The sequence below is a fragment of the Bosea sp. F3-2 genome (assembly GCF_008253865.1).
Lineage (GTDB): Bacteria > Pseudomonadota > Alphaproteobacteria > Rhizobiales > Beijerinckiaceae > Allobosea.
Genome location: NZ_CP042331.1, coordinates 1,251,139 through 1,276,575 on the forward strand (window position 1 = coordinate 1,251,139; position 25,437 = coordinate 1,276,575).

The 25,437-nt window shown below is 66.6% G+C and carries 22 protein-coding genes; 20 read left to right on the forward strand and 2 right to left on the reverse strand.

The genetic code is table 11. The features are described from left to right. Positions 1 to 2 precede the first annotated feature (2 nt). The 15 genes from FQV39_RS05805 to mmsB all read left to right on the forward strand — a co-directional run bounded on the left by FQV39_RS05805 (position 3) and on the right by mmsB (position 15,990). Positions 3 to 662 (forward strand): amino acid ABC transporter permease, encoded by a 660-nt coding sequence (locus FQV39_RS05805; RefSeq protein ID WP_149129424.1) that lies wholly within the window; start codon positions 3 to 5, stop codon positions 660 to 662. A 7-nt stretch (positions 663 to 669) separates the two neighbouring features. After that, positions 670 to 1,323 carry an amino acid ABC transporter permease gene (locus FQV39_RS05810; RefSeq protein ID WP_149129425.1) on the forward strand — a complete coding sequence of 218 codons (654 nt, stop codon included), beginning with the start codon at positions 670 to 672 and terminating at the stop codon, positions 1,321 to 1,323. Then, positions 1,323 to 2,096, forward strand: a complete 774-nt coding sequence (locus FQV39_RS05815) for an amino acid ABC transporter ATP-binding protein (protein ID WP_149129426.1) — start codon at positions 1,323 to 1,325, stop codon at positions 2,094 to 2,096. Before FQV39_RS05810 ends, FQV39_RS05815 begins: the two co-directional genes overlap by 1 nt. Before the next feature lie 672 nt (positions 2,097 to 2,768). Continuing rightward, positions 2,769 to 3,731 carry a galactofuranose ABC transporter, galactofuranose-binding protein YtfQ gene (gene ytfQ, locus FQV39_RS05820; protein ID WP_149133685.1) on the forward strand — a complete coding sequence of 321 codons (963 nt, stop codon included), beginning with the start codon at positions 2,769 to 2,771 and terminating at the stop codon, positions 3,729 to 3,731. A gap of 127 nt (positions 3,732 to 3,858) precedes the next feature. After that, a complete protein-coding gene (locus FQV39_RS05825) occupies positions 3,859 to 5,376 on the forward strand; it encodes a sugar ABC transporter ATP-binding protein (RefSeq protein WP_149129427.1) in 1,518 nt (505 codons plus the stop codon). Between the two features lie 8 nt (positions 5,377 to 5,384). Continuing rightward, positions 5,385 to 6,368 (forward strand): ABC transporter permease, encoded by a 984-nt coding sequence (locus FQV39_RS05830; protein WP_149133686.1) that lies wholly within the window; start codon positions 5,385 to 5,387, stop codon positions 6,366 to 6,368. After that, complete coding sequence (yjfF, locus tag FQV39_RS05835; protein WP_149129428.1) at positions 6,365 to 7,348, forward strand: galactofuranose ABC transporter, permease protein YjfF; 984 nt, start codon at positions 6,365 to 6,367, stop codon at positions 7,346 to 7,348. The genes FQV39_RS05830 and yjfF overlap by 4 nt, the downstream gene beginning before the upstream one ends. Next, positions 7,345 to 8,067, forward strand: coding sequence for a FadR/GntR family transcriptional regulator (locus FQV39_RS05840; protein ID WP_149129429.1), 723 nt, complete (start codon positions 7,345 to 7,347; stop codon positions 8,065 to 8,067). Before yjfF ends, FQV39_RS05840 begins: the two co-directional genes overlap by 4 nt. A gap of 68 nt (positions 8,068 to 8,135) precedes the next feature. Continuing rightward, positions 8,136 to 9,068, forward strand: coding sequence for a dihydrodipicolinate synthase family protein (locus FQV39_RS05845; protein WP_149129430.1), 933 nt, complete (start codon positions 8,136 to 8,138; stop codon positions 9,066 to 9,068). Between the two features lie 2 nt (positions 9,069 to 9,070). Continuing rightward, the gene (locus tag FQV39_RS05850) at positions 9,071 to 9,997 is read left to right on the forward strand and encodes a Gfo/Idh/MocA family protein (protein ID WP_149129431.1); all 927 of its coding nucleotides are present in this window, start codon (positions 9,071 to 9,073) and stop codon (positions 9,995 to 9,997) included. A 5-nt stretch (positions 9,998 to 10,002) separates the two neighbouring features. Continuing rightward, positions 10,003 to 11,088 (forward strand): aldose epimerase family protein, encoded by a 1,086-nt coding sequence (locus FQV39_RS05855; RefSeq protein ID WP_248313265.1) that lies wholly within the window; start codon positions 10,003 to 10,005, stop codon positions 11,086 to 11,088. Further along, the gene (locus FQV39_RS05860) at positions 11,085 to 12,008 is read left to right on the forward strand and encodes an SMP-30/gluconolactonase/LRE family protein (protein WP_248313266.1); all 924 of its coding nucleotides are present in this window, start codon (positions 11,085 to 11,087) and stop codon (positions 12,006 to 12,008) included. Before FQV39_RS05855 ends, FQV39_RS05860 begins: the two co-directional genes overlap by 4 nt. 106 nt (positions 12,009 to 12,114) lie before the next feature. Then, entirely contained in the window at positions 12,115 to 13,185 is a 1,071-nt protein-coding gene (gene chvE / locus FQV39_RS05865) for a multiple monosaccharide ABC transporter substrate-binding protein (RefSeq protein WP_149129433.1), read from the forward strand. A gap of 61 nt (positions 13,186 to 13,246) precedes the next feature. Then, on the forward strand, positions 13,247 to 14,782 hold the full coding sequence (mmsA, locus tag FQV39_RS05870) for a multiple monosaccharide ABC transporter ATP-binding protein (RefSeq protein WP_149129434.1): 1,536 nt from the start codon (positions 13,247 to 13,249) through the stop codon (positions 14,780 to 14,782). Between the two features lie 92 nt (positions 14,783 to 14,874). Continuing rightward, positions 14,875 to 15,990, forward strand: a complete 1,116-nt coding sequence (mmsB, locus tag FQV39_RS05875) for a multiple monosaccharide ABC transporter permease (RefSeq protein ID WP_149133688.1) — start codon at positions 14,875 to 14,877, stop codon at positions 15,988 to 15,990. A 784-nt stretch (positions 15,991 to 16,774) separates the two neighbouring features. Here mmsB and FQV39_RS05885 read toward each other — a convergent pair. Both FQV39_RS05885 and FQV39_RS05890 read right to left on the reverse strand, forming a co-directional pair. Then, positions 16,775 to 17,551, reverse strand: a complete 777-nt coding sequence (locus FQV39_RS05885) for an SDR family oxidoreductase (RefSeq protein WP_149129435.1) — start codon at positions 17,549 to 17,551, stop codon at positions 16,775 to 16,777. Positions 17,552 to 17,584: 33 nt separating this feature from the next. Further along, positions 17,585 to 18,349 carry a GntR family transcriptional regulator gene (locus tag FQV39_RS05890; protein WP_149129436.1) on the reverse strand — a complete coding sequence of 255 codons (765 nt, stop codon included), beginning with the start codon at positions 18,347 to 18,349 and terminating at the stop codon, positions 17,585 to 17,587. Positions 18,350 to 18,450: 101 nt separating this feature from the next. Between FQV39_RS05890 and FQV39_RS05895 the strand changes: the two genes are divergently transcribed. The 5 genes from FQV39_RS05895 to kce all read left to right on the forward strand — a co-directional run bounded on the left by FQV39_RS05895 (position 18,451) and on the right by kce (position 25,415). Continuing rightward, positions 18,451 to 19,707: an ABC transporter substrate-binding protein gene (locus FQV39_RS05895; protein ID WP_149129437.1), complete on the forward strand. Its 1,257-nt coding sequence runs from the start codon at positions 18,451 to 18,453 to the stop codon at positions 19,705 to 19,707. Positions 19,708 to 19,894: 187 nt separating this feature from the next. Next, positions 19,895 to 20,770: a branched-chain amino acid ABC transporter permease gene (locus FQV39_RS05900; RefSeq protein ID WP_149129438.1), complete on the forward strand. Its 876-nt coding sequence runs from the start codon at positions 19,895 to 19,897 to the stop codon at positions 20,768 to 20,770. A gap of 7 nt (positions 20,771 to 20,777) precedes the next feature. Then, complete coding sequence (locus tag FQV39_RS05905; protein WP_149129439.1) at positions 20,778 to 23,303, forward strand: branched-chain amino acid ABC transporter ATP-binding protein/permease; 2,526 nt, start codon at positions 20,778 to 20,780, stop codon at positions 23,301 to 23,303. 208 nt (positions 23,304 to 23,511) lie between these two features. Then, positions 23,512 to 24,453, forward strand: coding sequence for a 3-hydroxyacyl-CoA dehydrogenase (locus FQV39_RS05910; protein ID WP_149129440.1), 942 nt, complete (start codon positions 23,512 to 23,514; stop codon positions 24,451 to 24,453). Positions 24,454 to 24,482: 29 nt separating this feature from the next. Then, the gene (gene kce / locus FQV39_RS05915) at positions 24,483 to 25,415 is read left to right on the forward strand and encodes a 3,5-dioxohexanoate:acetyl-CoA acetone transferase (RefSeq protein WP_149129441.1); all 933 of its coding nucleotides are present in this window, start codon (positions 24,483 to 24,485) and stop codon (positions 25,413 to 25,415) included. Positions 25,416 to 25,437: the final 22 nt, after the last annotated feature.

Here is a 25,437-nt window from a genome sequence, read left to right on the forward strand (position 1 = left end):
TCGTGGACTACTCACTGCATTTCGGCGCCGTCTGGGCGAGCTTCGACAAGCTTCTGTTGGGGCTCGCCATCGGCCTGGGCTTGGCCGTCGTCGCCGTCGCGATCGGCACCGTGCTCGGCCTGCTGGCGGCCTTTGCGAGCGTCGCGCCCTACCGAATGCTGCGCAGCCTCGCCGCACTCTATGTCTCGCTGATCCGCAACCTGCCGCTGCTCGTGCTGGTACTGCTCGCCTACTTCGCCCTGCCCCAGGCCGGCATCACCCTCGACAAGTACCAGAGCTTCACCGGCGCGCTCGCGCTCTATTCCGGCGCCTATCTCACCGAGGTGTTCCGGGCTGGGCTGATCTCCGTGCCGAAAGGCGTGATCGAAGCGGCGCGCTCGATCGGGCTGACGCGGCTGCAGACCAATGTCTCGGTTGTCGCGCCGATCATGCTGCGCAACGCCCTGCCCTCGCTCGGCAACACCTTCATCGGCATGTTCAAAGACAGCTCCATCGCGGCCGCCATCGCCGTGCCGGAACTCACCTTCGAGGCCCGCAAGATCAACGTCGACACCTTCCGGGTCATCGAGACCTGGACGGTCGCGAGCGGGCTCTACATCGCCGCCTGCGTCGTCATCGCCATGCTGCTGCGCGGCATGGAACGGCGCTTTCCGAAATTTTGAGCCGCCGATGCATGCTTTCCTCGACCAGCTCTGGATTTCCCGCTTCGCGCTCTGGGACGGCTTCGTCCTCACGGCCGAGATCGCTGCCGCCTCGATCCTGTTCGGCACGCTGCTCGGCGGGATCGTCGGCATCCAGCTCTCCTACGCGCCCTGGTGGCTCAAGCTGCCGTTCCGGCTCTATGTCGACACCATGCGCGGCACGCCCGTGCTCGTCCTCATTCTCGCCGCCTTCTACATCCCCTCCGTCGCGGGCCTGAGCCTCGGCCCGACGCAAGCCGGCACCCTGGCGCTGTCGCTCTTCGCCGGCGCCCATATCGGCGAATTGCTGCGCGGCTCGCTGCAGGCAATCCCGCCGGGGCAAGCCGAGGCCGGGCGCAGCATCGGGCTGACCTTCCCGCAGCTCCTCGCCTATGTGCTCCTGCCGCAGGCGGCGCGCAGCGCGCTGCCGCCCTGGATCAACACAGGGGTCGAGCTGATCAAGGGCTCGAGCCTGCTTTCGATAATCGGCGTCGGCGAACTCCTGCTCAAGACGCAGGAGATCATCGGCCGCAATTTCATGACCATCCAGTTCTATGTCTTCGCCGGCATGCTCTATCTGGTGATCAACATCGCGCTGGATCAACTGGGCAAGGCCGTCGAACGGCGGGTCGGGCAGCACTGATGGACAAGCAGCAACCTCTCCTTGCGATCCGCGGCCTGACCAAGCGCTTCGGCCACACCGAGGTTCTCAAGGGAGTCGACCTCGATCTCAACCAGCGCGAGGTGGTCTCGATCATCGGCTCCAGCGGCTCGGGCAAGACGACGCTGCTGCGCTGCGTCAATTTGCTGGAGGAATATCAGGGCGGCGACATCATCCTGGATGGCGAGACGATCGGCTACCGCTCGACCAGCGGGCGCCGGCACCGGCTCGGCGACCGCGAACTCTCGCGCCAGCGTTCGATGACCGGCATGGTCTTCCAGAGCTTCAATCTGTTTCCGCATCTGACGGCGGCCGGCAACGTGATGCTCGGCCTGCGCAAGGTGCTGAGGCTGCCGAAGGCGGAATCCCGGGGGATCGCCGAGAAATGGCTGGCGCGCGTCGGCCTCGCCACGCGGGCCGACCACTATCCGAGCCAGCTCTCCGGCGGCCAGCAGCAGCGCGTCGCCATTGCCCGCGCCCTCGCCATGAACCCCAAGCTCGTGCTGCTCGACGAGGTGACCTCGGCGCTCGACCCCGAACTGGTTCAGGAAGTCCTGAACACGGTGAAGAGCATCGCGGAGGACGGCGCTACACTGCTGATCGTGACGCATGAGATGCGCTTTGCCAGGGACGTCTCGAACCGCGTCGTCTTCATGGAACAGGGGCGGATCGTCGAGGACGGTCCGCCGGCTCAGATCTTCGGCAATCCCAAAAGCACCCGGCTGGCGGAGTTTCTGCGCAATACGCGGCACTAGCGTGTCGCGACGCTGGTGGCGGATGCCGGCTACGGCTCGGCCGAGAACCTCGCCTGGCTGGCGCGCCGTTCAGGATAAAACCGCGAACACCTATGCAATTGAAATCACGCTATAATTTTATCGCCGATACGGCGCGATATCGACGTTTTATTAGCCGGCTCTCTGACATTTAAGATACCTGTTCCGACGATCACCGATCAGCGCGGCCCCTACGGGCATCGCCGGGCGCCAGGTCATGCCGGGATCGAGCATCGCTCACATAAGACACCCACAATCGGGCAGAGAATCGCATCTCCCCTTACGGCGACGAGAGCCGACGATGCAGGGCCTGTCGATCTCCGGGAGGCGGCAGCGTTTCGCCGCGATCTTCTCCGCCCTACGCAAGCTGCTCGTCCCGCCCTGGTCTCGCGCTCGCCTTCGCCCCCATCTGCATTCTCGACGCCATAGCGCGTTGGACAGCCGTCGACGGTATAGCAGCCTGAGCCAGGGCGATTGCCGAACACAACGCCGCGAATCCATGCCGATGACGAACGTGACAACGCCGCTTCCCTGGCCGACGAGACCATAATCCAATAGTCAAACAATATGACTATTCCTCCGCCTCCGCGCCTGTGCCATAAGGAGGAATAACAAGCTGCATCAAGCGGCGTGGCTCACCCAAGGAGGAACATGATGAAGCTCAAGGGCATTTTGATCGCGTCTGCGATTGCGGGCGCCGTGTCAGCCGGCGCGCAGGCCAAGGACCTGACCGTCGGCTTCTCGCAGATCGGCTCGGAATCGGGCTGGCGCGCGGCCGAAACCACGGTTTCCAAGTCGGAGGCCAAGCGGCGCGACGTCACCCTCAAGATAGCCGACGCCCAGCAGAAGCAGGAGAACCAGATCAAGGCGATCCGGTCCTTCATCGCCCAGGGCGTCGATGCCGTGTTCCTCGCCCCGGTCGTGGCGACGGGCTGGGACAGCGTGCTGAAGGAGGCCAAGGAAGCCAAGATTCCGGTCGTTCTGCTTGATCGTGACATCGATCCCGCCGGCAAGGACCTCTATCTCACCGCCGTCACCTCCGACAGCGTGCATGAGGGCAAGGTCGCTGGCGATTGGCTGGTGAAGACCGTCGGATCCAAGCCCTGCAATGTCGTCGAACTCCAGGGCACGGTCGGCGCCAGCGTCGCGACGAACCGCAAGAAGGGCTTCGAGAACGGCATCGCCGGCCAGGCCAACATCAAGCTCGTCCGCAGCCAGACCGGCGAGTTCACCCGTGCCAAGGGCAAGGAGGTGATGGAGAGCTTCATCAAGGCGGAAGGCGGCGGCAAATCGATCTGCGCCGTCTACGCGCACAACGACGACATGATGGTCGGCGCCATTCAGGCGATGAAGGAAGCCGGCCTGAAGCCCGGCAAGGACATCCTGACCGTCTCGATCGACGCCGTGCCGGACATCTTCAAGGCGATGGCGGCGGGCGAGGCCAACGCCACGGTCGAGCTGACGCCGAACATGGCCGGGCCCGCCCTCGATGCGCTCGTCGCCTACAAGGCCAAGGGCACCGTGCCGCCCAAATGGATCCAGACGGAGTCGAAGCTTTACACCGCTTCCGACAATCCCCAGGCGATCTACGACAGCAAGAAGGGCCTCGGCTACTGAGCCGAAGAAACGGCGCGCCGGCCTGGAGCGGGCGCGTCGTCCTCCCCTTCTGCCTCGGCGCTTGCGGCGTTCAGCGTGGCATGCGCCGGCGGAAAGCGGCCGCCCCCCTGTCGCGCAAAGCCGTTTCATGGACCAGCCTCAAGCATCCTCCCTCCTCGCCGCCACCGGTTTCTGTAAGTCTTTCGCCGGCTTCGTCGCGCTCGACCATGTCGATTTCACCCTGCATGCGGGCGAGATCCATGCCTTGCTCGGCGAGAACGGGGCGGGCAAATCCACGCTGATCAAGACGATGACCGGCGTCGTACAGCGCGATGCGGGCAGCCTGATGCTGAACGGCGAGGAGATCGCGCCCCGTTCGGCAAAGGAGGCCGCGAAGGCGGGCATCGCCACCGTCTATCAGGAGGTCAATCTCGCGCCCAACCTCTCGGTCGCCCAGAACCTCTTCCTGGGACGCCAGCCGACCTATCTCGGCTTCGTCCGCGAAAGCGAGATGCGGCGACGCGCGCGGGCGCTGATGGCCGAGTTCCGCCTCGAAATCGACGTGTCGGTCCCGCTCGAGCGCTATTCGGTCGCGGTCCAGCATATCGTCGCAATCGCGCGGGCGGTGGATCTCTCGGCGCGCGTGCTGATCCTCGACGAGCCGACCGCGAGCCTCGACGCCCATGAGGTCGAGGTGCTGTTCGCCGTCATGCGCCAGCTCAGGGCGCGCGGCATCGGCATTGTCTTCGTCACCCACTTCCTTGACCAGGTCTATGCCGTCTGCGACCGGATTACGGTGCTGCGCAACGGCCGGCTCGCCGGAACGGCTGCTGTCGCCGACCTGCCTCGTATGGACCTCGTCACCATGATGCTCGGGCGCGAGCTCAGCGAGGCAACCCACGCGCAAGCCCCCCGTCGCGAAGGCGGGGAGACGCTTGCTAAGTTCTCAGGCTTCGGCAGGACCGGCTATGTCGAGCCTTTCGACCTCACCTTGCAGAAGGGCCGCGTCGTCGGGCTGGCCGGCCTGCTCGGCTCGGGCCGCACCGAGACCGCCCGCCTCGTCTTCGGTGCCGAGCGCGCCGATCGCGGCTCGGCGACGGTCGCCGGCCGTCAGGTCGAGCTCGCGAGCCCGCGCGAGGCACTGCGGCTGGGCTTCGGCTATTGCCCGGAGGAGCGCAAGACCGAGGGCATCGTCGCCGAATTGAGCGTGCGCGAGAACATCGTCCTGGCGCTGCAGGCCCGGCGCGGCGCGCTGAAGCCGCTGTCGCGCAGCGAGCAGGACGCGATCGCGCGCCGCTTCATCGGCCTGCTCGACATCCGCCCAGCCGACCCCGAACGTCCGATCGGCCTGTTGTCGGGCGGCAACCAGCAGAAGGCCTTGCTCGCCCGCTGGCTCGCGACGGAGCCGCGCCTGCTGATCCTGGACGAGCCGACGCGCGGCATCGATGTCGGCGCCCATGCCGAGATCATCCAGCTCATCCGCAAGCTCTGTGCGCAGGGCATGGCGCTGCTGATCGTCTCCTCGGAACTCGAGGAGATCGTAACCTATGCCGACGAGGTGATCGTGCTGCGCGACCGAGCCCATGTCGCTCGCCTGACGGGCGACGCGCTCAGCGTCTCCGGCATCCTGGGCGCGATCGCCGCCGACGCATCGCAGGCGGCCTGATGGGCGCCGTGTCCTTCCGCCTGCCCCGTATCGGCACGTCGCAGGTCGCGGCGCTGCTGGCCATCCTCGCGATGAACTGGCTGGTCTCGCCGCAATTCTTCGAGATCCGCCTGCAGGATGGCCGGTTGTTCGGCAGCCTGATCGACGTGCTGAACCGCGGCGCGCCGGTGGCGCTTCTGTCGCTCGGCATGGTCCTGGTCATCGCCATGCGCGGCATCGATCTCTCGGTCGGGGCCGTGATGGCCATCGCGGGGGCCATCGCGGCCAGCCTCGCTGACAGCCATTCGCTGCCGGTAGTATTGGCCGCGGCCTTGGGAGCCGGCCTTCTGTGCGGGCTGTGGAACGGCATCCTGGTGGCAGTGCTCGGCATCCAGCCCATCGTCGCGACGCTGATCCTGATGGTGGCGGGGCGCGGCATCGCCCAGTTGATCACCGAGGGACGCATCGTCACCTTCACCTCGCCGTCGCTCGCCTGGTTCGGCGGCGGCTCGGTACTGGGCCTGCCGCCGCCTGTCGTCCTGACACTGGCGATGCTGGTGCTGACGCTCGTCATCGTGCGCGGCACCGCGCTCGGGCTGCTGATCGAGGCAACCGGCGCAAATGCCAAGGCGAGCGCTCTGGCGGGCGTCGGCACGCGGCTGATCACCATCGCGACCTATGTCTGGTGCGGCCTCTGCGCCGCGCTTGCCGGTGTCGTCGCAGCCGCCGACATCCTTGGCGCCGACGCCAACAACGCCGGGCTCTGGCTCGAGCTCGACGCCATCCTCGCGGTCGTGATCGGCGGCACCTCCCTGCTGGGCGGCCGCTTCAGCCTGGTGCTGGCGGTGGTCGGCGCGTTGATCATCCAGGCGATGAACACCGGCATCCTGCTGTCGGGCTTCCCGCCGGAAACGAACCTGATCGTCAAGGCGATGGTGGTGCTTGCCGTGCTGCTGGCGCAGTCGCCGCGGCTGTCGGGCCTGGCCACATTTCTGCGCAGGAATCGCCGATGATCCGCTTCATGCCGCTCGCCGCCACGACGGTCGTCTTCCTCCTCGGCTTCCTCGTCTGCGCGATCGCCTTTCCGAATTTCGCCTCGCCCCGGGTGGTGATGGACCTCCTGACCGACAATGCCTTTCTCGGCATCGTCGCGGTCGGCATGACCTTCGTGATCATCTCGGGCGGGATCGACCTTTCGGTCGGCGCGGTGATCGGGTTCACGACCGTGTTCCTGGCCCTGGCGATCGAGCGTGCCGGAATCCCGCCTCTGGCGGCCTTCGCGCTGATCCTCGTCATCTGCGCGCTGTATGGCGCCCTGATGGGGGCTGCGATCCAGTATTTCGAGCTGCCAGCGTTCATCGTTACCCTGGCGGGCATGTTCCTGGCACGCGGCGCGAGCTTCCTGCTCTCGACCGAGTCGATCCCGATCAACGCGCCGCTCTATGCCGATCTTGCGGACAACGCCCTGCGCCTGGGCGGGGGAGCGCGCCTCACCGTGCCGGCGATGATCATGCTGGCAGTGGTGTTTGCGGGCGCGGCGCTGCTGCATTTCACGCGCTTCGGCGCCAACGTCTATGCGCTGGGCGGCAGCCGCGGCTCGGCGGCGCTGATGGGCATCGATGTCGGGCGCACCACGGTCTCGATCTATACGCTCTCCAGCGTTCTCGCCGGTGTCGCCGGCATCGTCTTCTCGCTCTACACCTCGAGCGGCTATTCGCTCTCGGCGGTCGGGGTCGAGCTCGACGCGATCGCGGCGGCGGTGATCGGCGGCACGCTCCTGTCGGGCGGCTATGGTTTCGTCTTCGGCACCTTCGTCGGGGTGTTGATCCAGGGCCTGATCCAGACCTACATCACCTTCGACGGCTCGCTTTCGAGCTGGTGGGCGAAGATTGCGACCGGCCTCCTGCTGTTCGCCTTCATCGCGTTCCAGCAGGCGACGCTGCACTTGGCGCGGCGCCGACGCCTGCGCCCGACCGGGGCCACCTCGCCATGAACCCGCTCCTCGTCATTCCCGCCAGGCGCGCGCATTCCAACCATGCCGAGGTGGCGCGCACCATCGGCATCGACATCATCGCCGGACGCTATCGCGAAGGGACGAAGATCCCCGGCGATGCCGAACTGATCCTGCGCTTCGGCGTTTCGCGCCCGGTCCTGCGGGAGAGCGTCAAGACGCTGGTCGCCAAGGGGCTGCTCAGCACCAAGGCCAGGATCGGCACGGTGGTGCGCGAACGCGCCGCCTGGAACATGTTCGACGCCGACGTGCTGGCCTGGCATCTCGACGGCGGCATCGACAAGCGCTTCCTGCGTGACCTCGCCGATATCCGCCTGGCGGTGGAGCCGCGCGCCGCCGCGCTCGCGGCCGAGCGCCGTACCGAGGCCGACCTCGCGCTGATGGCGGCCGCGATCGACAGGATGCGGATCGAGTCGGCACGGGAGGCGCCCGGCTTCGCCGAGGCGGATCTCAGCCTGCATCTGCTCGTTGCCAATGCCTCCGGGAACCCGTTCATGCGCTCCATCGGCGCGGTCGTGGAGGCGGCCTTGCGCGTGTCCTTCCTTCTGAGCGCGCCGGTCGACGAGGGCGGCTACGAGATCTCCGTGGCGGCACATGCGCGCATCGTCGAGGCGATCGCCGCCCGCGATGCCGATGCGGCCGCAGCGGCGATGACGGGCGTGATCTTCGACGGGTTGCGCCGTCACGGCGCAGCCGAATGAACCCGCAGACAGCACGACCCGCGCGACCCGGCTTTGCCGGTCCGTGCGACAACCCATGAAGGTGACAGATGCCGAAGCTTCCCGCCACGCACCCCTATAAGGGCGTCTTCCCGGTCGCTCCCACCGTGTTCGACGCGCAGGGCCGGCTCGATCTGGAAGGCCAGAAGCGTGCCGTCGACTTCATGATCGATGCCGGTTCGCACGGGCTGTGCATCCTCGCCAACTTCTCCGAGCAGTTCGTGCTCACCGACGAGGAGCGCGAGCGGGTGATGGTCGCCGTTCTGGAGCATGTCGCCGGCCGCGTCCCGGTGATCGTCACCACCACGCATTTTTCCAGCTTCGTCTGCGCCGAGCGCTCGCGCCGGGCGCAGGATCTGGGTGCGGCGATGGTCATGGTCATGCCGCCCTATCACGGCGCGACCTTCAGGGTGCCCGAAGCCTCGATCTACGATTTCTACCGTCACGTCTCCGATGCGATCTCGATCCCGATCATGGTGCAGGATGCGCCGGTGGCCGGCACGCCGCTATCGGTGCCGTTCCTCGCCCGCATGGCCAAGGAGATCGAAAACCTCGCCTATTTCAAGATCGAGGTGCCCCAGGCCGCCGCCAAGTTGCGCGCGCTGATCGAGGCCGGCGGCGCCGCGATCGAGGGGCCCTGGGACGGCGAGGAGGCGATCACGCTGATGGCCGATCTCGACGCCGGCGCGACGGGCGCGATGACGGGCGGAGGCTATCCCGACGGCATCCGCCAGATCACCGACCCCTATTTCGCAGGCCGCCGGGACGAGGCGATCGACGCCTATCAGCGCTGGCTGCCGCTGATCAACTACGAGAACCGCCAATGCGGGCTCGCCGCCTGCAAGGCGCTGATGAAGGAGGGCGGCGTCATTGCCCACGAGACGCTGCGCGCGCCGCTGCCGGCGATGCATCCCGCCATCCGCGCCGGGCTGATCGAGATCGCCAGGCGGCTTGATCCGATCGTGCTGCGTTGGGGGCGCTGAGCGTGAGCCCGATCCGCCTCGCCATTGTCGGTCTCGGCAAGATCGCCCGCGACCAGCATCTGCCGGCGATCGCGCTGACGCCGGGCATTGCGCTCGCCGCCATCGCCAGCCGGAATGCCGCGCTCGACGGCGTTGCCCATTTCGACACGCTGGAGGCGCTCCTGGCCGAGGCTCCCGAGATCGAGGCGGTGGCGCTCTGCACGCCACCGCAGGGCCGCCGCGCCCAGGCGGCGCTGGCGCTCGCGGCCGGCAAGCACGTGCTGATGGAAAAGCCGCCCGGCGCGACGGTGAGCGAGATCGCTCCGCTGGTCGACGCCGCAAGGGAGGCCGGGCTGACCCTGTTCGCCACCTGGCATTCGCGCTTTGCGCCGGCCGTCGAACCTGCCCGCGATTTTCTGGCCGCTCATGAGCCGCGTGCCGTCGAGATCACCTGGAAGGAGGATGTCCGCGTCTGGCATCCGGGCCAGGACTGGATCTTCGAGCCCGGCGGACTCGGCGTCTTCGACCCCGGCATCAACGCCTTGTCGATCCTGACGCGCATCCTGCCGCGCCCGCTGTTCCTTACGGGAGCCACGCTCGCCTTCCCCGAGAACCGCGCCGCTCCGATCGCTGCCGAACTGGATTTCACGGATGCGACCGGCCTTCCCATCCATGCCGTCTTCGACTTCCTCCAGACCGGCCCGCAGAGCTGGGACATCGCGATCGACAGCGCGGGCGGCCGGCTGCTGCTCTCCTCGGGCGGTGCACGGCTGACGCGCGACGGCACGGTGCTGGTCGACGAGAAGGAGGCCGAATATGCCGGCATCTACCGGCATTTCGTCGATCTGATCGGGCGAGGCGCCTGCGACGTCGATCTTTCCCCGCTCGGCCATGTCGCAGACGCCTTCATGCTGGGGCGCCGGACCAAGGCGGCACCGTTCTCATGGTGAAAGCGATGCCCGCCATCACGCGCGAAGGCTTCGGCGCGCTCGCGGACGGGCGCGCAGTCGAGCGCGTGACCCTTCGTGGTGCCGGCGGTTTCGAAGCCCGGATCATCACCTATGGCGCAGCTCTGCAGGCGCTGTTCGTGCCCGACGCAAACGGGGCGCTGGCCGACATCGTGCTCGGCCATGACGATGCCGCCGGCTACGAAGCGCAGCGGGATTTCTACGGCGCCACGATCGGGCGCTTCGCCAACCGGATCGCCGGTGCCGCCTTCAGGCTCGACGGCGACCGCATCACGCTGCCGGCCAATGATGGCGCGAACACCCTTCATGGCGGCCTGGACGGTTTCGACCGGGCGCTGTGGTCGGTCGAATCGATCGAGGACGGCGACGCTCCGGCCGTCACGCTTCGCCACGCGAGCCCCGATGGCGAGTGCGGCTTTCCCGGATCGCTCGACGCCCGCGCGAGCTTTCGCCTGTCGGGCCCCGGTGAACTGACGGTGAGCTACGAAGCCGTGACCGACCGTCCAACCGTGGTCAGCCTGACCAATCACAGCTTCTTCAATCTCGACGGCGTCGCTGCGGGTGAGGACATCCTCGACCATGTCCTGACGCTGGCCGCCGACGGCTTCCTGCCGACGAACGCCGAGGCGATCCCGCTGCCGGGCCCGCCACGTCCGGTCGCGGGAACGCCCTTCGATTTCAGATCGGGCGCGGCGATCGGCGCGCGCATCCGCGAGGACGACGCCCAGCTGCGCGCCGGGCGTGGCTACGACCATAATTTCTGCCTCGGCAGATCGGCGGAGCCACGCCTGGCCGCCCGTGTCGAGGCAGGATCCTCGGGGCGGGTCATGGAACTCCTGACGAACCAGCCGGGGCTGCAATTCTATTCGGGCAACTTCCTCGATGGCGCCGCCCCCGGAAAATACGGGCGCCTGCACCGCCAGTCCGACGCTTTCTGTCTGGAACCGCAGGCCTGGCCGGACGCGCCCAACCGCAGCGATTTTCCCTCCGCCCGGCTCGATCCCGGCGAAACGTATCGCCACGTCTCGATCTATCGTTTCTCCACCGTCCGCGACGGGCGCATGCGCGCATGACCATGCCCGACACATTGCCTTCGCAGATGACCGCGATCGAGACGGTTCCGGTCTCGGTGCTCTGCATGGAGCGCTGCCATCTTGGGGAAGGCCCGAGCTACGATGCCGGGACCGACACCGCCTGGTGGTTCGACATCCTCGAGCGCCGTCTGTTCGAGGCGCGTCTGGAAACCGGCCGCATCACGATCCATGATCTGCCGGTCATGGCCAGCGCGCTGGCGCAGATCGACGCCGGGCGCCAGATGCTCGCAGCCGAGGACGGCCTCTATCTGCGCGAGATCGCGAGCGGAAAGCTGACCCGGGTCGCAGAGTTCGCAGGCGAAGACGGTCCCATCCGTTCCAACGACGGGCGCGTCCATCAAAGCGGCACCTTCTGGATCAGCACGATGGGCCGCGGTGCGGAAGCCGGCGCCGGTGCGATCCACGCCTTCCGCGGCGGGTCGGTGGCGCTGCTCTTCAGCGGCCTGACCATTCCCAACGCCATCTGCTTCTCGCCGGACGGCTGCACCGGCTATTTCGCCGACACCCGCGAGAACACGCTCTATCGCGTCGCGCTCGACCCTGTGACCGGCCTCCCGGTCGAGGCGCCCTCGATCTTGCACAAACGGGACGCCGTCGGCGGCCTCGACGGCGCCGTCACGGACGCGCAGGGCCTGATCTGGTGTGCGATCTGGGGTGGTGGCTGCGTCGACGTCTATTCGCCCCGAGGGGACCGCCTGCGCAGCATCGCGATGCCAGCGCGCCAGCCGAGCTGCCCGGTCTTCGTCGGGCCGCGCTTCGACCGCCTGCTGGTCACCTCGGCCCATGAGAACATGAACGCGGATGCCCGCGCCGCCGATCCCGACCATGGGCGGACCTTTCTGGCCGATGTCGGGGCCGTCGGTCGTGCGGAGCCGCGTTTGCGCTGGGGAGGATCCTGACCGCATCAGACGCGGCCGAGCCCGCCCCGAACGATCAGCGGCCGACCCGCCGCCAAGAAACCGGTCCGCGAATGCGGCCGCCCCACCCAAAACCCGGGAGTCCAGCATGAAACGCCTGACGACACTTCTCTCCGCCCTGACGCTCGCAGCCTTCGCCATGGGCCAGCCTCACTCCGCCGCCGCGCAGAGCAAGCCGACGGTCGGCATCGCGATGCCGACGAAATCCTCCGCGCGCTGGATCGCCGACGGCGACAACATCGTGAAGGTGCTCAAGGAGCGTGGCTACGACACCGATCTGCAATATGCCGAGGACGATGTCCCCAACCAGCTCTCGCAGATCGAGAACATGATCACCAAGGGCGCCAAGGTCCTGGTGATTGCGGCGATCGACGGCTCGACCTTGTCCGACGTGCTGGCCCAGGCCAGGGCGCAGGGCATCAAGGTCGTGGCCTATGACCGGCTGATCAGGGGCACGCCGAACGTCGACTACTATGCGACCTTCGACAATTTCCAGGTCGGCGTGCTGCAGGCCCAATCCCTGTTGAAGGGGCTCGGTTTGCCCGAAGCCAAGGGCCCATTCAACATCGAGCTCTTCGGCGGCTCGCCCGACGACAACAACGCCTACTTCTTCTACGATGGCGCCATGTCAGTGGTGAAGCCGCTGCTCGACCAGAAGAAGCTCGTGGTCGCCAGCGGCCAGATGGGCATGGACAAGGTCTCGACGCTGCGCTGGGACGGCGCCACCGCCCAGGCCCGCATGGACAACCTGCTGAGCGCCTTCTACGCGAACAGGAAGCTCGATGCCGTGCTGTCGCCCTACGACGGCATCTCGATCGGCATCCTCTCTTCGGTGAAGGGCGTCGGCTACGGGTCGGGCGGGCAGAAGATCCCGGTCGTCTCCGGCCAAGATGCCGAGGTGCCCTCGGTGAAGTCGATCATCGCCGGCGAGCAATATGCCTCGATCTTCAAGGACACCCGCGAACTCGCCCGCGTCACCGCCGACATGGTCGATGCGATGTTGTCGGGCAAGGAGGTCAAGGTCAACGACACCAAGACCTATAACAACGGCGTCAAGATCGTGCCGTCCTATTTGCTGACGCCCGTGGTGGTCGACAAATCGAACTGGGAACCGGTCCTGATCGGCTCCGGCTACTACAAGGCCTCGCAGGTCAAGTGACGCTTGAGGCCCGGCCTCGCTGCCGGGCCTTTTCCACCGGCCCGAAGGCGGGAGAACCACCATGAGCCCTGTGCTGGAGATGCGCGGCATCTCCAAATCCTTCACCGGTGTGAAGGCGCTGAACGATGTGTCCTTCACCGTCGAACCCGGAGAGATCCATGCCCTCGTCGGCGAGAACGGCGCGGGCAAGTCGACGCTGATGAAGGTGCTGAGCGGCGTCTATCCGCATGGCTCCTATGACGGCTCGATCCTGTTCGAGGGGGAGGAGCGGCGCTTCCGCGACATCAATGAATCGGAAGCGCTCGGCATCATCATCATCCATCAGGAGCTGGCGCTGATCCCGCTGATGACGATCGCCGAGAACATCTATCTCGCCGATCCCCCGACCCGGATGGGGATGATCGACCGCAGCGCCGTCTATCGCGGGACACAGGCGCTGCTTGCCAGGGTCGGGCTCGACGAGGCGCCCGATACGCGCATCGCCGATCTCGGCATCGGCAAACAGCAGCTCGTCGAGATCGCCAAGGCGCTGGCCAAAAACCTGCGGGTGCTGATCCTCGACGAGCCGACGGCGAGCCTCAACGAGCGTGACAGCGAGGCGCTGCTGGACCTGCTGCTCGAATTCAAGGCCCAGGGCATCGCCTCCGTGCTGATCTCGCACAAGCTCAACGAGGTCTCCCGCGTCGCCGACCGGATCACCGTGCTGCGCGACGGCCGCTGCGTCGACACGCTCGACTGCCGCGCCGGCCTCGTCGAGGAGGACCGCATCATCCGCGCGATGGTGGATCGCGACCTGGCGCATCGCTACCCGCAGCGCGAGCCGAAGATCGGGGAGACGGTGCTGGAGATCGAGGATTGGTCCGTGTTCCATCCGCTCGACACCCAGCGCAAGGTCGTCCGGAACGTGAACTTCCATGTCCGGCGCGGCGAGATCGTCGGCATCGCCGGGTTGATGGGGGCCGGCCGCACCGAATTCGCGATGAGCGTCTTCGGCGACTCCTATGGCCGCAAGGCCTCCGGCACGGCGCGGCTGGAGGGCCGGCCGATCGAGCTGTCAGACGTGCCCGGAGCCATCGCGGCCGGTCTCGCCTATGTGACCGAGGATCGCAAGGAACTCGGCCTGATCCTGACGGAGGACATCCGCAAGAACATCACGCTGACGAACCTGCCCGAGGTCGCGCGCTCGGGCGTGGTCGACGACATGGCCGAGCTCAAGGTCGCCAATGCATATCGCGGCCGCATGCGGATCCGCTGCGCCAGCGTCTATCAGGAGGCCGGCCAGCTCTCGGGCGGCAACCAGCAGAAGATCGTTTTGTCGAAATGGCTCTTCACCGATCCCAAGGTGCTCTTCCTCGACGAACCGACGCGCGGCATCGACGTCGGCGCCAAGTATGAAATCTACTGCATCATCAACGAGCTGGCCGATGCCGGGCGCGGCGTCGTGGTGATCTCGTCGGAGATGCCGGAACTGCTGGGCATCTGCGACCGCATCTGCGTGATGAACGAGGGCGCCTTCGTCGGCGAGTTTCCAGCCGCCGAGGCGACACAGGAAAAGATCATGCGCGCCATCATGCGCAACCGGGAGGCAAGAGCGTGAGCACCGACGTCCAGAACGACGGCATCGTCAAACCTGCCGCAGCCCGGGCCGAAACCGCCAAGCCCAAGGGCGGAAACCTGCGCGAATACGGCATGCTGATGTCGCTCGTCGCGATCATGCTGTTCTTCCAGGTCGTGACGGGCGGCAAGCTGCTGCTGCCGCTCAACCTGACCAACCTGATCCTGCAGAACAGCTTCATCGTCGTCATGGCGCTGGGCATGCTGCTGGTCATCGTCACCGGCCATATCGATCTCTCGGTCGGCTCGGTCGCCGGCGCGGTCGGTGCGGTCGCAGCCGTCCTGATGGTGCAGTACGGCATGCATTTCGTGCCGGCGACGCTGATCTGCCTGGCGCTGGGCGGGTTGATCGGGGCCGCGCAGGGCTATTGGGTCGCCTATTTCAAGATACCGTCCTTCATCGTCACGCTGGCCGGCATGCTCGTCTTCAAGGGGCTGGCGCTGGCGATCCTGCAGGGCCAGTCGGTGGGGCCGTTCCCGGCCGAATTCCAGAAGCTCTCCTCCGGCTTCATCGTCGAGCTGTTCGACAAGATCCAGGGCCTGCAGCCGACCTCGATGCTGCTGGGCGCGGCGCTGGCCCTGCTGCTCGTCGCCCTCAACCTGAAGAGCCGCAGACGGCAGCAGGACCACGACATTCCCGTCGAGCCCTGGAGCTTCTTCATCGCCAAGACCGCGATCTTCGCGGGGATCATCCTCTACGCCACCTATCTGCTCGCCTCCTATCGCGGCCTGCCCAATGTTCTCGTGGTGATGGGGGTGCTGATCGCGCTCTACGCCTTCGTCACGACACGCACGACGATCGGCCGCCAGATCTACGCCGTCGGCGGCAATGCGCGCGCCGCCAAGCTCTCGGGCGTCAGGACCGAGCGGCTGACCTTCCTCGCCTTCGTCAACATGGGCGTGCTGGCGGCGCTGGCGGGGCTGATCTTCGCCGCGCGCCTCAACACCGCGACGCCCAAGGCCGGCCTCGGCTTCGAGCTCGACGTCATCGCCGCCTGCTTCATCGGCGGCGCCTCGGCCTATGGTGGCGTGGGCCGCGTCTCGGGCGCCGTGATCGGCGCGCTGATCATGGGCGTGATGAACAACGGCATGTCGATTCTGGGCATCGGCATCGACTATCAGCAGGTCATCAAGGGCCTGGTGCTGCTCGGTGCCGTCTGCCTCGACGTCTACAATCAGAAGCGTGGGTAAGGAGGGTCAGCACCACGCTCGACCGACTCAGGATTAGGGCCGCCCCACCTACGGCTTTCGATCCCACCGTGACCGAAAGCCCCGGAAAGACGATGTGCGGGAACATCACTTCGGGCCCCCTTCCGCAGGTCGACATTAGCCCCCCGCGCTCAGTCGCGTGTCCGGAACCTGACTGTCTTCCAAGGGCACGCTCGTTTCGAGGGGCCTGATCGTGTTCGCATCCGCGAGGACCTGCTGAAGGAACCGCGCATCTTCATCGATGTCGGTGGGCGCGCCAGCGTGCCGGACATGCCGTGCATCGACCAAGTCGACTACCTGACCAACACCTCCATCCTCCGGCTCGACACCGTCCCGAAGCATTTGGTCGTCGTGGGCGGAAGCTATATCGGCCCGCTATCAATCAATTCGCCTCGAAGGGAAGCAGCCCCCTACGCCGCTGCCAGCTCGTGGACTTATGTACCGCCGGCCCCTCCCCGTCTCCCCGCGTCTCTTTGATTGGAGGTGCGAGCCAGCGATAAGCTCACCGGTCGCTAGTGAGAGATTCCGGAGCTGGCCCATTCCCGACGTCTGTGACGTCCGCTACTGGGCAGTTCAATTTGTCGATGGGTAAAGCGGCCGGAGTTGCCCATTGTAGAAATTGGCAATCTCCGCTTGCGAGCCCTGTTCACAACTGGACCGGTACCGTCAGGGGATCGGATCGTATTCGAATAGCCGACCTCCCGCACTGCTCGAGTTAATGTTACACCGCCCGTCACGGTGCGGTTTAAGGTCGGAGCAAGGGCGGCTAGGCCAGCATGCGTGTGTCGCCGCAGACCGAGATTTCCTGCCCGGAGATCGTCTTGCCGAAAGGCGAAGCCAGGAAGACGATCTGGCGCGCGATGTCGGCCGGATCGACGAAGCGCTTGATCGAGACGGCTCCGAACAGGCGTGCCGTCATCTCCTCATGCGAGATGTTGAAGCTGCGCGCCTTGTTGGCGATCACGCTCTGGATGCGCGCCCCTTCGACCAGGCCGGGACAGATCGCGTTGGCGCGGATGCCGAACTCGCCGAGCTCGGCCGAGAGCGCCTTGGTGAAGCCGATGACGCCCCATTTTGCAGCGCCATAGGGCGAGCGCAGCGGGAAACCGTGCTTGCCCGCCTGGCTCGAAAGATTGACGATCGAGGCATTGCCCGACTGCTTGAGATGCGCGACCGCCAGCCGCGTGCAGTTGAACTGGCCGGTCAGGTCGATGGCGAGGCACGAATCCCAGTCCTCCGGCGCGATCTCGTCGACGCGGCCTGTCGGCCCGGCGATACCGGCATTGTTGACGAGGCAATCCAGCCCACCGAGCGCGGCGAGCGCTTTGTCGAACAGCCGTGCGACGGCCTTGCGGTCGGAGACGTCGCAGATTGAGCGGGTGATCGCCGGATCGCTCTCGGCAAGCGCTGCGAGCGCAGCCTCGTCGACGTCGCAGACGTGCACCTTCGCGCCCTCCGCAGCAAAGGCGCGCGCCGTCGCGAGCCCGATTCCGTTGGCGCCGGCCGTCACCAGCACGCGCAAGCCGTCGATCTTCAAATCCATTGCCTCAAGCCTTTCCTGATCTGGCGCAGATGGTCATTCCGGCAGCCGCGCCGTGCGCTCGATGTGATCGGCGGCCGCCCGGATATCCTCCTCCAGCGCGGCGCGCGCCGCGGCGGGGTCATGCCGGCGCAACGCCGCGATGAGGGCCGCATGCGCGAGGACGGCGCTGCCGCCGTCGAGCCGGCGCGGTTCGTGGCGCATGTCGAGATTGAGGATCGGTCCGGCCTTGAGCCAGAGACGCCCGATCATTTCGATCAGCGACGGCATGCCCGCCGCCTCGTAGAGCGCGAAATGCAGATGGCGATTGGCCGCGACGGCCCCGGCGCTGTCCGGCGGATCGGCTTTCGCCGCGTCGCGGAAGGCGGCTTCGTGCCGTTCGATCGAATCGATCTGCGTTGGCGTGATGATCCTGGCGGCCTCCTCGGCGGCGAAGCCCTCGACGACGAGGCGAATGCGCGTCAGCTCGCGGAATTGCGCCAGGGTGAGGATGGGCACACGCACGGCCCGGCCCGGCAGCACTTCGAGCGCCTTGTCGGCGGCGAGCCGACTGACGGCTTCACGCACCGGCATCATCGAGACGCCGAGCGCCTCAGCCGCACGCCGCAGCGAAAGTTTCTCCCCTGGGGCGAGCCGTCCGGCGATGAGCAACTCGCGCAGCTCGCCGGTCACACGCTCGCCGAGTGTCTCATGCGTGAGCGAGCCGACCTCGTCCAGAGCAGACGGATCCGGTGCCCGCCGCGCGGCGGGTTGATCTGACCCGCCTTCATGGTTGGCGGGGGGCTGGACTCGGGTGATCATGTCTGCCAACTTAACTGTGATCACAGATCACGACAAGCGGTTCAGAGAGACCGCGACGAGACTGAAAGAGCGCCGAGGCGCGACCGTTCTGGGAGGAACGCATGACTGGGATCACCAAAGGTATTTCGCGCCGTCAGGCGCTCGCGGGAACAGGTGCTGCCGTTGCAAGCGGGCTCATCGCAAGCCCGTCCGTCATTCTCGCCCAGACACCGGATACGATCCGCTTCGGCCATCTGACCCCGCGCACCGGCTTCCTCGGCCCGCTCGGCGAGTATGGCGTGATGGCCGTCGATCTGGCGGTCGAGGAAATCAATGCGTCCGGCGGCGTCAACGGGCGCAAGCTCGAAGCGCTGAAGGAAGATTCGGTCAATCCCCAGACCGCTTCCACCAAGGCCGAGCGCATGTTTGAGCGCGACCAGGTTGCCTGTATTCTCGGCGAGATTTCCTCGGCCTCCTGCCTGACGATCTCTCAGGTCGCGGCGCGCAACAAGAAGCTCTTCGTCAATACAGGCGGCAACTCCGACGCGCTGCGCGGCGAGAGCTGCAACCGCTACATGTTCCATGTCGAGCACCAGAACTCGATGTATGTGAAGAGCTGCGGGCGGTCGCTGATGCAGCAGGGCCTGGTCAAGGGCAAGAAATGGTTCTCGCTGACGGCCGACTATGCCTTCGGCCATGACCTGCTCAAGGTCGCCAAGCGCTTCATGGAAGGCAATGGCGGCCAGTTCGCCGCCGACAAGCTGGTGCCGACCGACGCGACCGACTTCTCGGCGCTGCTGCTGGAGATCAGGGCGGCCAAGCCGGACATCGTGATCTCCAACCTCGCCGGCAACCAGATCACCAATTTCCTCAAGCAGTATTCGGAGTTCGGCTTGTCCTTCCCGGTCGCGGGCTTCGGCTTCGACACGGCGCTCGCCTGGGCTGCGGGCAAGGACAATTTCGGCGGCATCTGGCCGGTCGTCTGGCACCACCTGATCGACACGCCGGACTCGAAGAAGTTCGTCGCGGCCTTCACCAAGAAATACGGCAAGCCGCCGGAGAACCAAGCCTGGGGCGACTATACCGCGGTCAAGATCATGGCGCAGTCGATGAACGAGCTGAAGAGCACGGACACCGCCAAGATCCTCGAATATTGGGAAAAGGGCGCCAAATTCGACGTGATGAAGCCGCGCCAGGGCTATTTCCGCGCCTCGGACCACCAGCTCATCAGCGAGATGTACACGATCACCGCGCTGCCGGCGGCGCAGGTGAAGAACCAATGGGATCTCTTCTCCTCCTCGCCGCCGGTGCCCGGCCCGAACGAGGACATGGAGGTCATCGCCACGCAGGGCGACGAGGCCGTCTGCAAGATGAGCTGAAGCACTCACGTCATTCTCGGGCGAAGCGAAGCGCAGACCCGAGAATCTCATGACCGGAAGGCGCCGGCTGGCGCCTCCTTCTGCCTGAGATGCTCGGGGCAAGCCCGAGCATGACGAGCCCTTCGCCCGAGAATAACGGCGCGCCCCGTTCCGCAACCCTGTCGCGCAATCCCGCAAAGGCCATCCCTTGCTCACGCTTTTCATCCAGCAGGTGCTGAACGGGCTGCTCGACGGGGTCTATTACCTCCTGATCGCGCTCGGCCTGTCGCTGATCTTCTCGCTCGGCGGCATCGTCAACCTGGCGCATGGCGCCTTCTATGCGATCGGCGCCTATCTCACGATCGTGCTGGCGCCGCATGTCGGTTTCGGCGGGGCGATCATCGCCTCCCCCGTGCTCGTCGCGCTGATCGGCATCGTCATCGAACGCGGTCTGTTCCGGCATTTCTACCGGCGCGACCCGATCCTGTCTCTGCTCCTGACCTTCGGGCTCGCCATGGTCGCCGAGCAGTCCCTGCGCATGATCTTCGGCGCGCCGCCGCTCTCCTTCTCGATTCCGCCGGCGCTGCGCGGGCAGCTCTTCATCGGCGACTTCATCTATTCGCGCTATCGGGCCCTGCTGATCGTCATCGCCGCCGCCTGCGTGCTCGGTCTCTGGTTCCTGCTGCAGCGGACCGCCTTCGGCCGGGTGGTGCGGGCCGGCGTGCAGAACCCGGACATGGTCGGCGCGCTCGGCATCTCGCTGCAGCCCTACATGATGGCGGTGGCGGGGATCGGCATTGGTTTGGCCGGTCTGGCCGGCGTGCTGCTCGCACCGATCTACTCGATCCACCCGGCGATGGGGCAGGAGATCATCACGCCGGCCTTCGTCGTCGTCGTGATCGGCGGCCTCGGCTCCTTCTGGGGTGTGGTCGTCGCGGCGCTGATGGTCGGCCTGGTCAAGGGCATCACCATCGGGCTCGGCTACACCCAATGGTCGACGGCGGTGATCTACATGATGATGCTGCTCGTCCTGCTCTTCCGTCCGCGCGGCCTGTTCGGCGAGCGCATCCAGCGCTTCGAGTGAGGTCGCGATGAGCCCTTCCAGCCGCGATTACCTACCGCTCGCCATCGCAGCGGTCGCCCTGCTCGCTCTGCCGTCGCTGATGCATCTGATCGGCCTCGGCACGACTTCGGCCACCGAGGTCGTCGTCTTCGCCATCGCCTGCATGGCGCTCAACATCCTCGTCGGCACCACCGGCCTCGTCTCCTTCGGCCATGGCACCTGGTTCGGCATCGCGGCCTATGCCGCCGGGCTGATGCAGCGCAACTGGTTCCCCGGCCAGTTCGTGCTGCCGATCCTGCTTGCGGTTGCGCTCGTCGCGGTGATCGCCTTCGCCTTCGGCGCGCTGATCCTGCGCCGGCGTGGCGTCTATTTCTCGCTGCTGACGCTGGCTCTGGCGGCCATGACCTATTCGGTCGCCTTCCGCTGGACCTCGGTGACGGGTGGCGAGGACGGCCTCGGCGGGATCAAGCGCCCGCTCTTCCTCGGCATGGATTTCGAGACCGCCCTGCCCTTCTATGCGCTGGTAGCGGTGATCGGCTTCGGCGTCGTCTATGCGCTCTGGCGCTTCCAGCGCTCGCCGGTCGGCACCGTGCTCGTGGCGATCCGCGAGAACGAGCAGCGCGCTCGCTTTCTCGGCTATGCCACGACCCGCTACAAGCTCGTCGCCTTCACCGTCTCGGCCGCGCTGACGGGGCTCGCGGGCACGCTGCTGCTATTCAACAACCGGATGACCTCAGCCGACCCGATTTCCGTCGCCTTTTCCGGCGAATTGCTGGCGATGGTGGTGATCGGCGGCATGCGCTCCTTCCTGGGGCCGGCGCTGGGAGCACTCTTCTTCGTCGTCTTCCGCGACTATCTCTCGAGCGCGACCGAGAACTGGCTGTTCTGGTTCGGCCTGCTCTTCGTCGCCTTCATCGTCTTCTCGCCGGAGGGGCTGGTCGGCGTCGGCCAGCGCCTGCTTAAGCCTTTCCGCAAGCAACCGGCGGAGGATGCGGCGATGTCCGCCCGCAAGGCCGGTGCGGTCGAGCTGCCGGACTTCATGAAGCCGAACGATGCTGGCGACGGCACGATCCTGACCGCGAGCGGCCTCGCCAAGAGCTTCGGCGGCATCAAGGCGGTCGAGGATGTGAGCTTCGCCATGCGCGACCGCCGGCTGCATGCGCTAATCGGCCCCAACGGCGCCGGCAAGACCACGGCCTTCAACCTGATCTCCGGCCTGTTCACGCCCGATCGTGGCGCGGTGCGGCTGCGCGAACACGATGTCGCAGGCCTGAGCCCCGACGCGATCACGCGTGCCGGCATCGGCCGCGCCTTCCAGATCACCAACCTCTTCCCCGCTCTCTCCGTGGCTGAGAACGTGCGCCTCGCAGTGCAGGCGCGAGCGCCGGAGCGCTTCGGCTTCTGGCGCACGGCGGTGGGGCTGGAGCAGGTCAATGACGAGACGCGCCAGGTCATCGCGACGATGGGGCTGTCGGGCATCGAACGCGCCGAGGCCGGCTCTCTCAGCTATGGCGGCCAGCGCCTGCTCGACATGTCGCTGGCGCTGGCGACCAGCCCGCGCGTGCTGCTGCTCGACGAGCCGCTCGCCGGCCTCGCCGCGGCCGAGCGCGAGCGCGTCGGCAACCTGATCAAGTCGATCTCGACCGACCTGCCGGTGCTGCTCGTCGAGCACGACATCGACCGCGTCTTCGCCATCGCCGACCATGTCACGGTGATGAACGAGGGCAGCGTGCTGGTCGACGGCACGGTCGAGGATGCGCGCTCTTCGGCCAGGGTGCAGGAGATCTACATCGGCTCGGGCGCGCATGCGCTGGCGGCCAAGCCGCGAGAGAGCGCGGCGGGCGATGGCGTGCTGCTCGGCCTGAAGGACGTCGATACCTTCTATGGCAAGAGCCATATCCTGCGCGACGTCTCGTTCGATGTGCACGACAACGAGATCGTGGCGCTGCTCGGCCGCAACGGTGCCGGCAAGTCAACGCTGCTGAAGTCCATCACCGGCATCGCGCCGCCTGCGGAAGGCAGCATTCGCCTCGCCGGCGCGGAGATCGCCCGGCAGGCGCCGGCCGCCATCGCCCGGGCCGGCGTCGCCTATGTGCCGCAGGGGCGCGGCCTCTTCGCCGGCATGAGCGTCAAGGACAATATGGAGCTCGGTCGGCTGCGGCGACTCACCGGCAACGGCACGCATTGGGAGGACGAGAAGATCTTCTCGTTCTTCCCGCGCATCCGCGAGCGCTGGAACTCGCCGGCCGACTATCTCTCCGGCGGCGAACAGCAGATGGTGGCGGTCGCCCGCGCGCTCTCCGGCGATACGCGCGTGCTGCTGCTGGACGAGCCTTTCGAGGGCTTGGCTCCTGCCGTGGTCGAGGAACTCTTCGAGGCCTTCGACAAGCTGCGCCGGGAGATCGCGATCGTGATCGTCGACCATCACCTCGATCTTGCGCTGGCCCTCTCCGACCGCACGGTGGTGCTTGAGCGTGGTCAGGTCACCCATATCGGCCCGTCGCGGGCGCTCAGTCAGGACCTCGCCCTGCGCCGGCAGGTGCTGTGGCTATGACAGTGACAATGGTCTCCCTCCGCCGTCATTCCGGGGCTTCGCGCAGCGAAGAGCCCGGAACCCATAACCGCCGCCACTTCCGGACGAATCGCTGCCTTTGCCGCGCCTTGCCCACGACCACCTGCGGTTATGGGTTCCGGGCTCACGCCTGCGGCGTGCCCCGGAATGACGGCGTTGTTTCCGCCCGTCTGAACCTGGATGTTCTCGCATGACCAAGATCGCCATCGTCGGTTCTGGCCTGATCGGCCGCGCCTGGGCGACCGTCTTCGCCAGTCACGGTTTCGAGGTCGCCCTGCATGATGTCGTGGCGGGCGCTGCCGCGGCGGCGCGGGCCCATATTGCCACCAATCTCGGTGAGTTGGCCGAGCACCGGCTCGTCAATGATCCGAAAGGAGCTCTCGCCCGCATCCGGGTCGCGTCGAGCCTTGCCGATGCCTTGTCGGGCGCCGGCTTCGTCCAGGAGAACGGGCCGGAGACCGTCGAGGCCAAGCGTGCGCTCTTCGCCGAGATGGACGATCTCGCCGCTCCCGATACGATCCTCTCCTCCTCGACGTCGTTCATCATGGCCTCGGTCTTCAGCGAAGGCCTGAAGGGCCGCACCCGCTGCCTCGTCGGCCACCCGGTGAACCCGCCGCATCTGGTCCCGATCGTCGAGATCGCTCCGGCGCCTTGGACCGATCCGGCTGTCGTCGAGCGCGCCAAGGCGATCTACGAGCAGGCGGGACAGGTGCCGATCACGCTGCGCAAAGAGAAGGCCGGCTTCGTGCTCAACCGCCTGCAGGCCGTGCTGCTTGCGGAAGCCTTCCGCCTCGTCGGTGAAGGCGTCGCCAGCGCGGAGGATGTCGACAAGACGATCCGCGACGGGCTCGGGCTGCGCTGGTCCTTCATGGGGCCGTTCGAGACGATCGAGCTCAATGCGCCCGGCGGCATTCCCGATTATTGTTCGCGCTACGCCGCCTCGCTCGACCAGATGGTCAAGTCGTCGGAGGGGCTCGGCAATCCGTTCGAGGCCGCCACCGTCGCCGAAGTGATGCGCGAATGGCGCGGCACGCAGTCAGCCGAACGCGTCAAGCGCCTGAGCGACTGGCGTGATAGCCGGCTCGCCGCCTTGCGGGCCCATAAGCGCGCCGCCGCGCGCAAGCCCGATTGAGACCCGCGCGAGACAGGAGGAGCCGAACCATGGCGAAGAACCGCAAAGTCATGATCACCTGCGCGGTGACGGGCGCGATCCACACCCCGTCGATGTCGCCTCACCTGCCGGTGACGCCGGATGAGATCATCGATGCCGCCGTCGGCGCGGCCGAGGCCGGCGCGGCGCTGGTCCATGTCCACGCCCGCAACCCGAAGACCGGCCAGCCCGATCAGTCGCCGGAGGCCTTCGAACCCTTCCTGAAGGTGATCAAGCAGCGCTGCGACGCCGTCATCAACATCACCACCGGCGGCGCGCCGACCATGGGCGTCGAGGAGCGGCTGCGCCCTTGCGCCCATTTCAAGCCGGAGGTCGCCTCGCTCAACATGGGCTCGATGAATTTCGGCCTCTACCCGATGCTGAACCGCTTCAAGGAGTTCGAACACGACTGGGAGCGGCCCTATCTCGAAGGCTCCAAGGACCGGATCTTCAAGAACACCTTCCAGGACATCGAGAACATCCTGACGACCTGCGCCGAGAACGACACCCGCTTCGAGATCGAATGCTACGACATCGGCCATCTCTACACGCTCGCCCATTTCGCCGATCGCGGGCTGGTGAAGCCGCCCTTCTTCGTGCAGTCCGTCTTCGGCATCCTCGGCGGCATCGGCCCGCATCCCGAGGACGTCGCCCATATGAAGCGCACGGCAGACAGGCTCTTCGGCGAGGACTACCACTGGTCGGTGCTGGGCGCCGGGCGCCATCAGCTCGCGATCGCCGCCATGGCGGTCTCGATGGGCGGCAATCTGCGCGTCGGGCTGGAGGATTCGCTCTGGCTCGGGCCTGGCCAGCTCGCGAAATCGAACGCTGATCAGGTGCGTGCCGCCCGGCAGATCGTCGAGGGGCTCGGCCTGGAGATCGCGACGCCGGCGGAGGCGCGCGAAACGCTCAAGCTCAAGGGACCGGACAAGGTGGCGTTCTGAGAGACCTGTTCCTGTCGGGCCG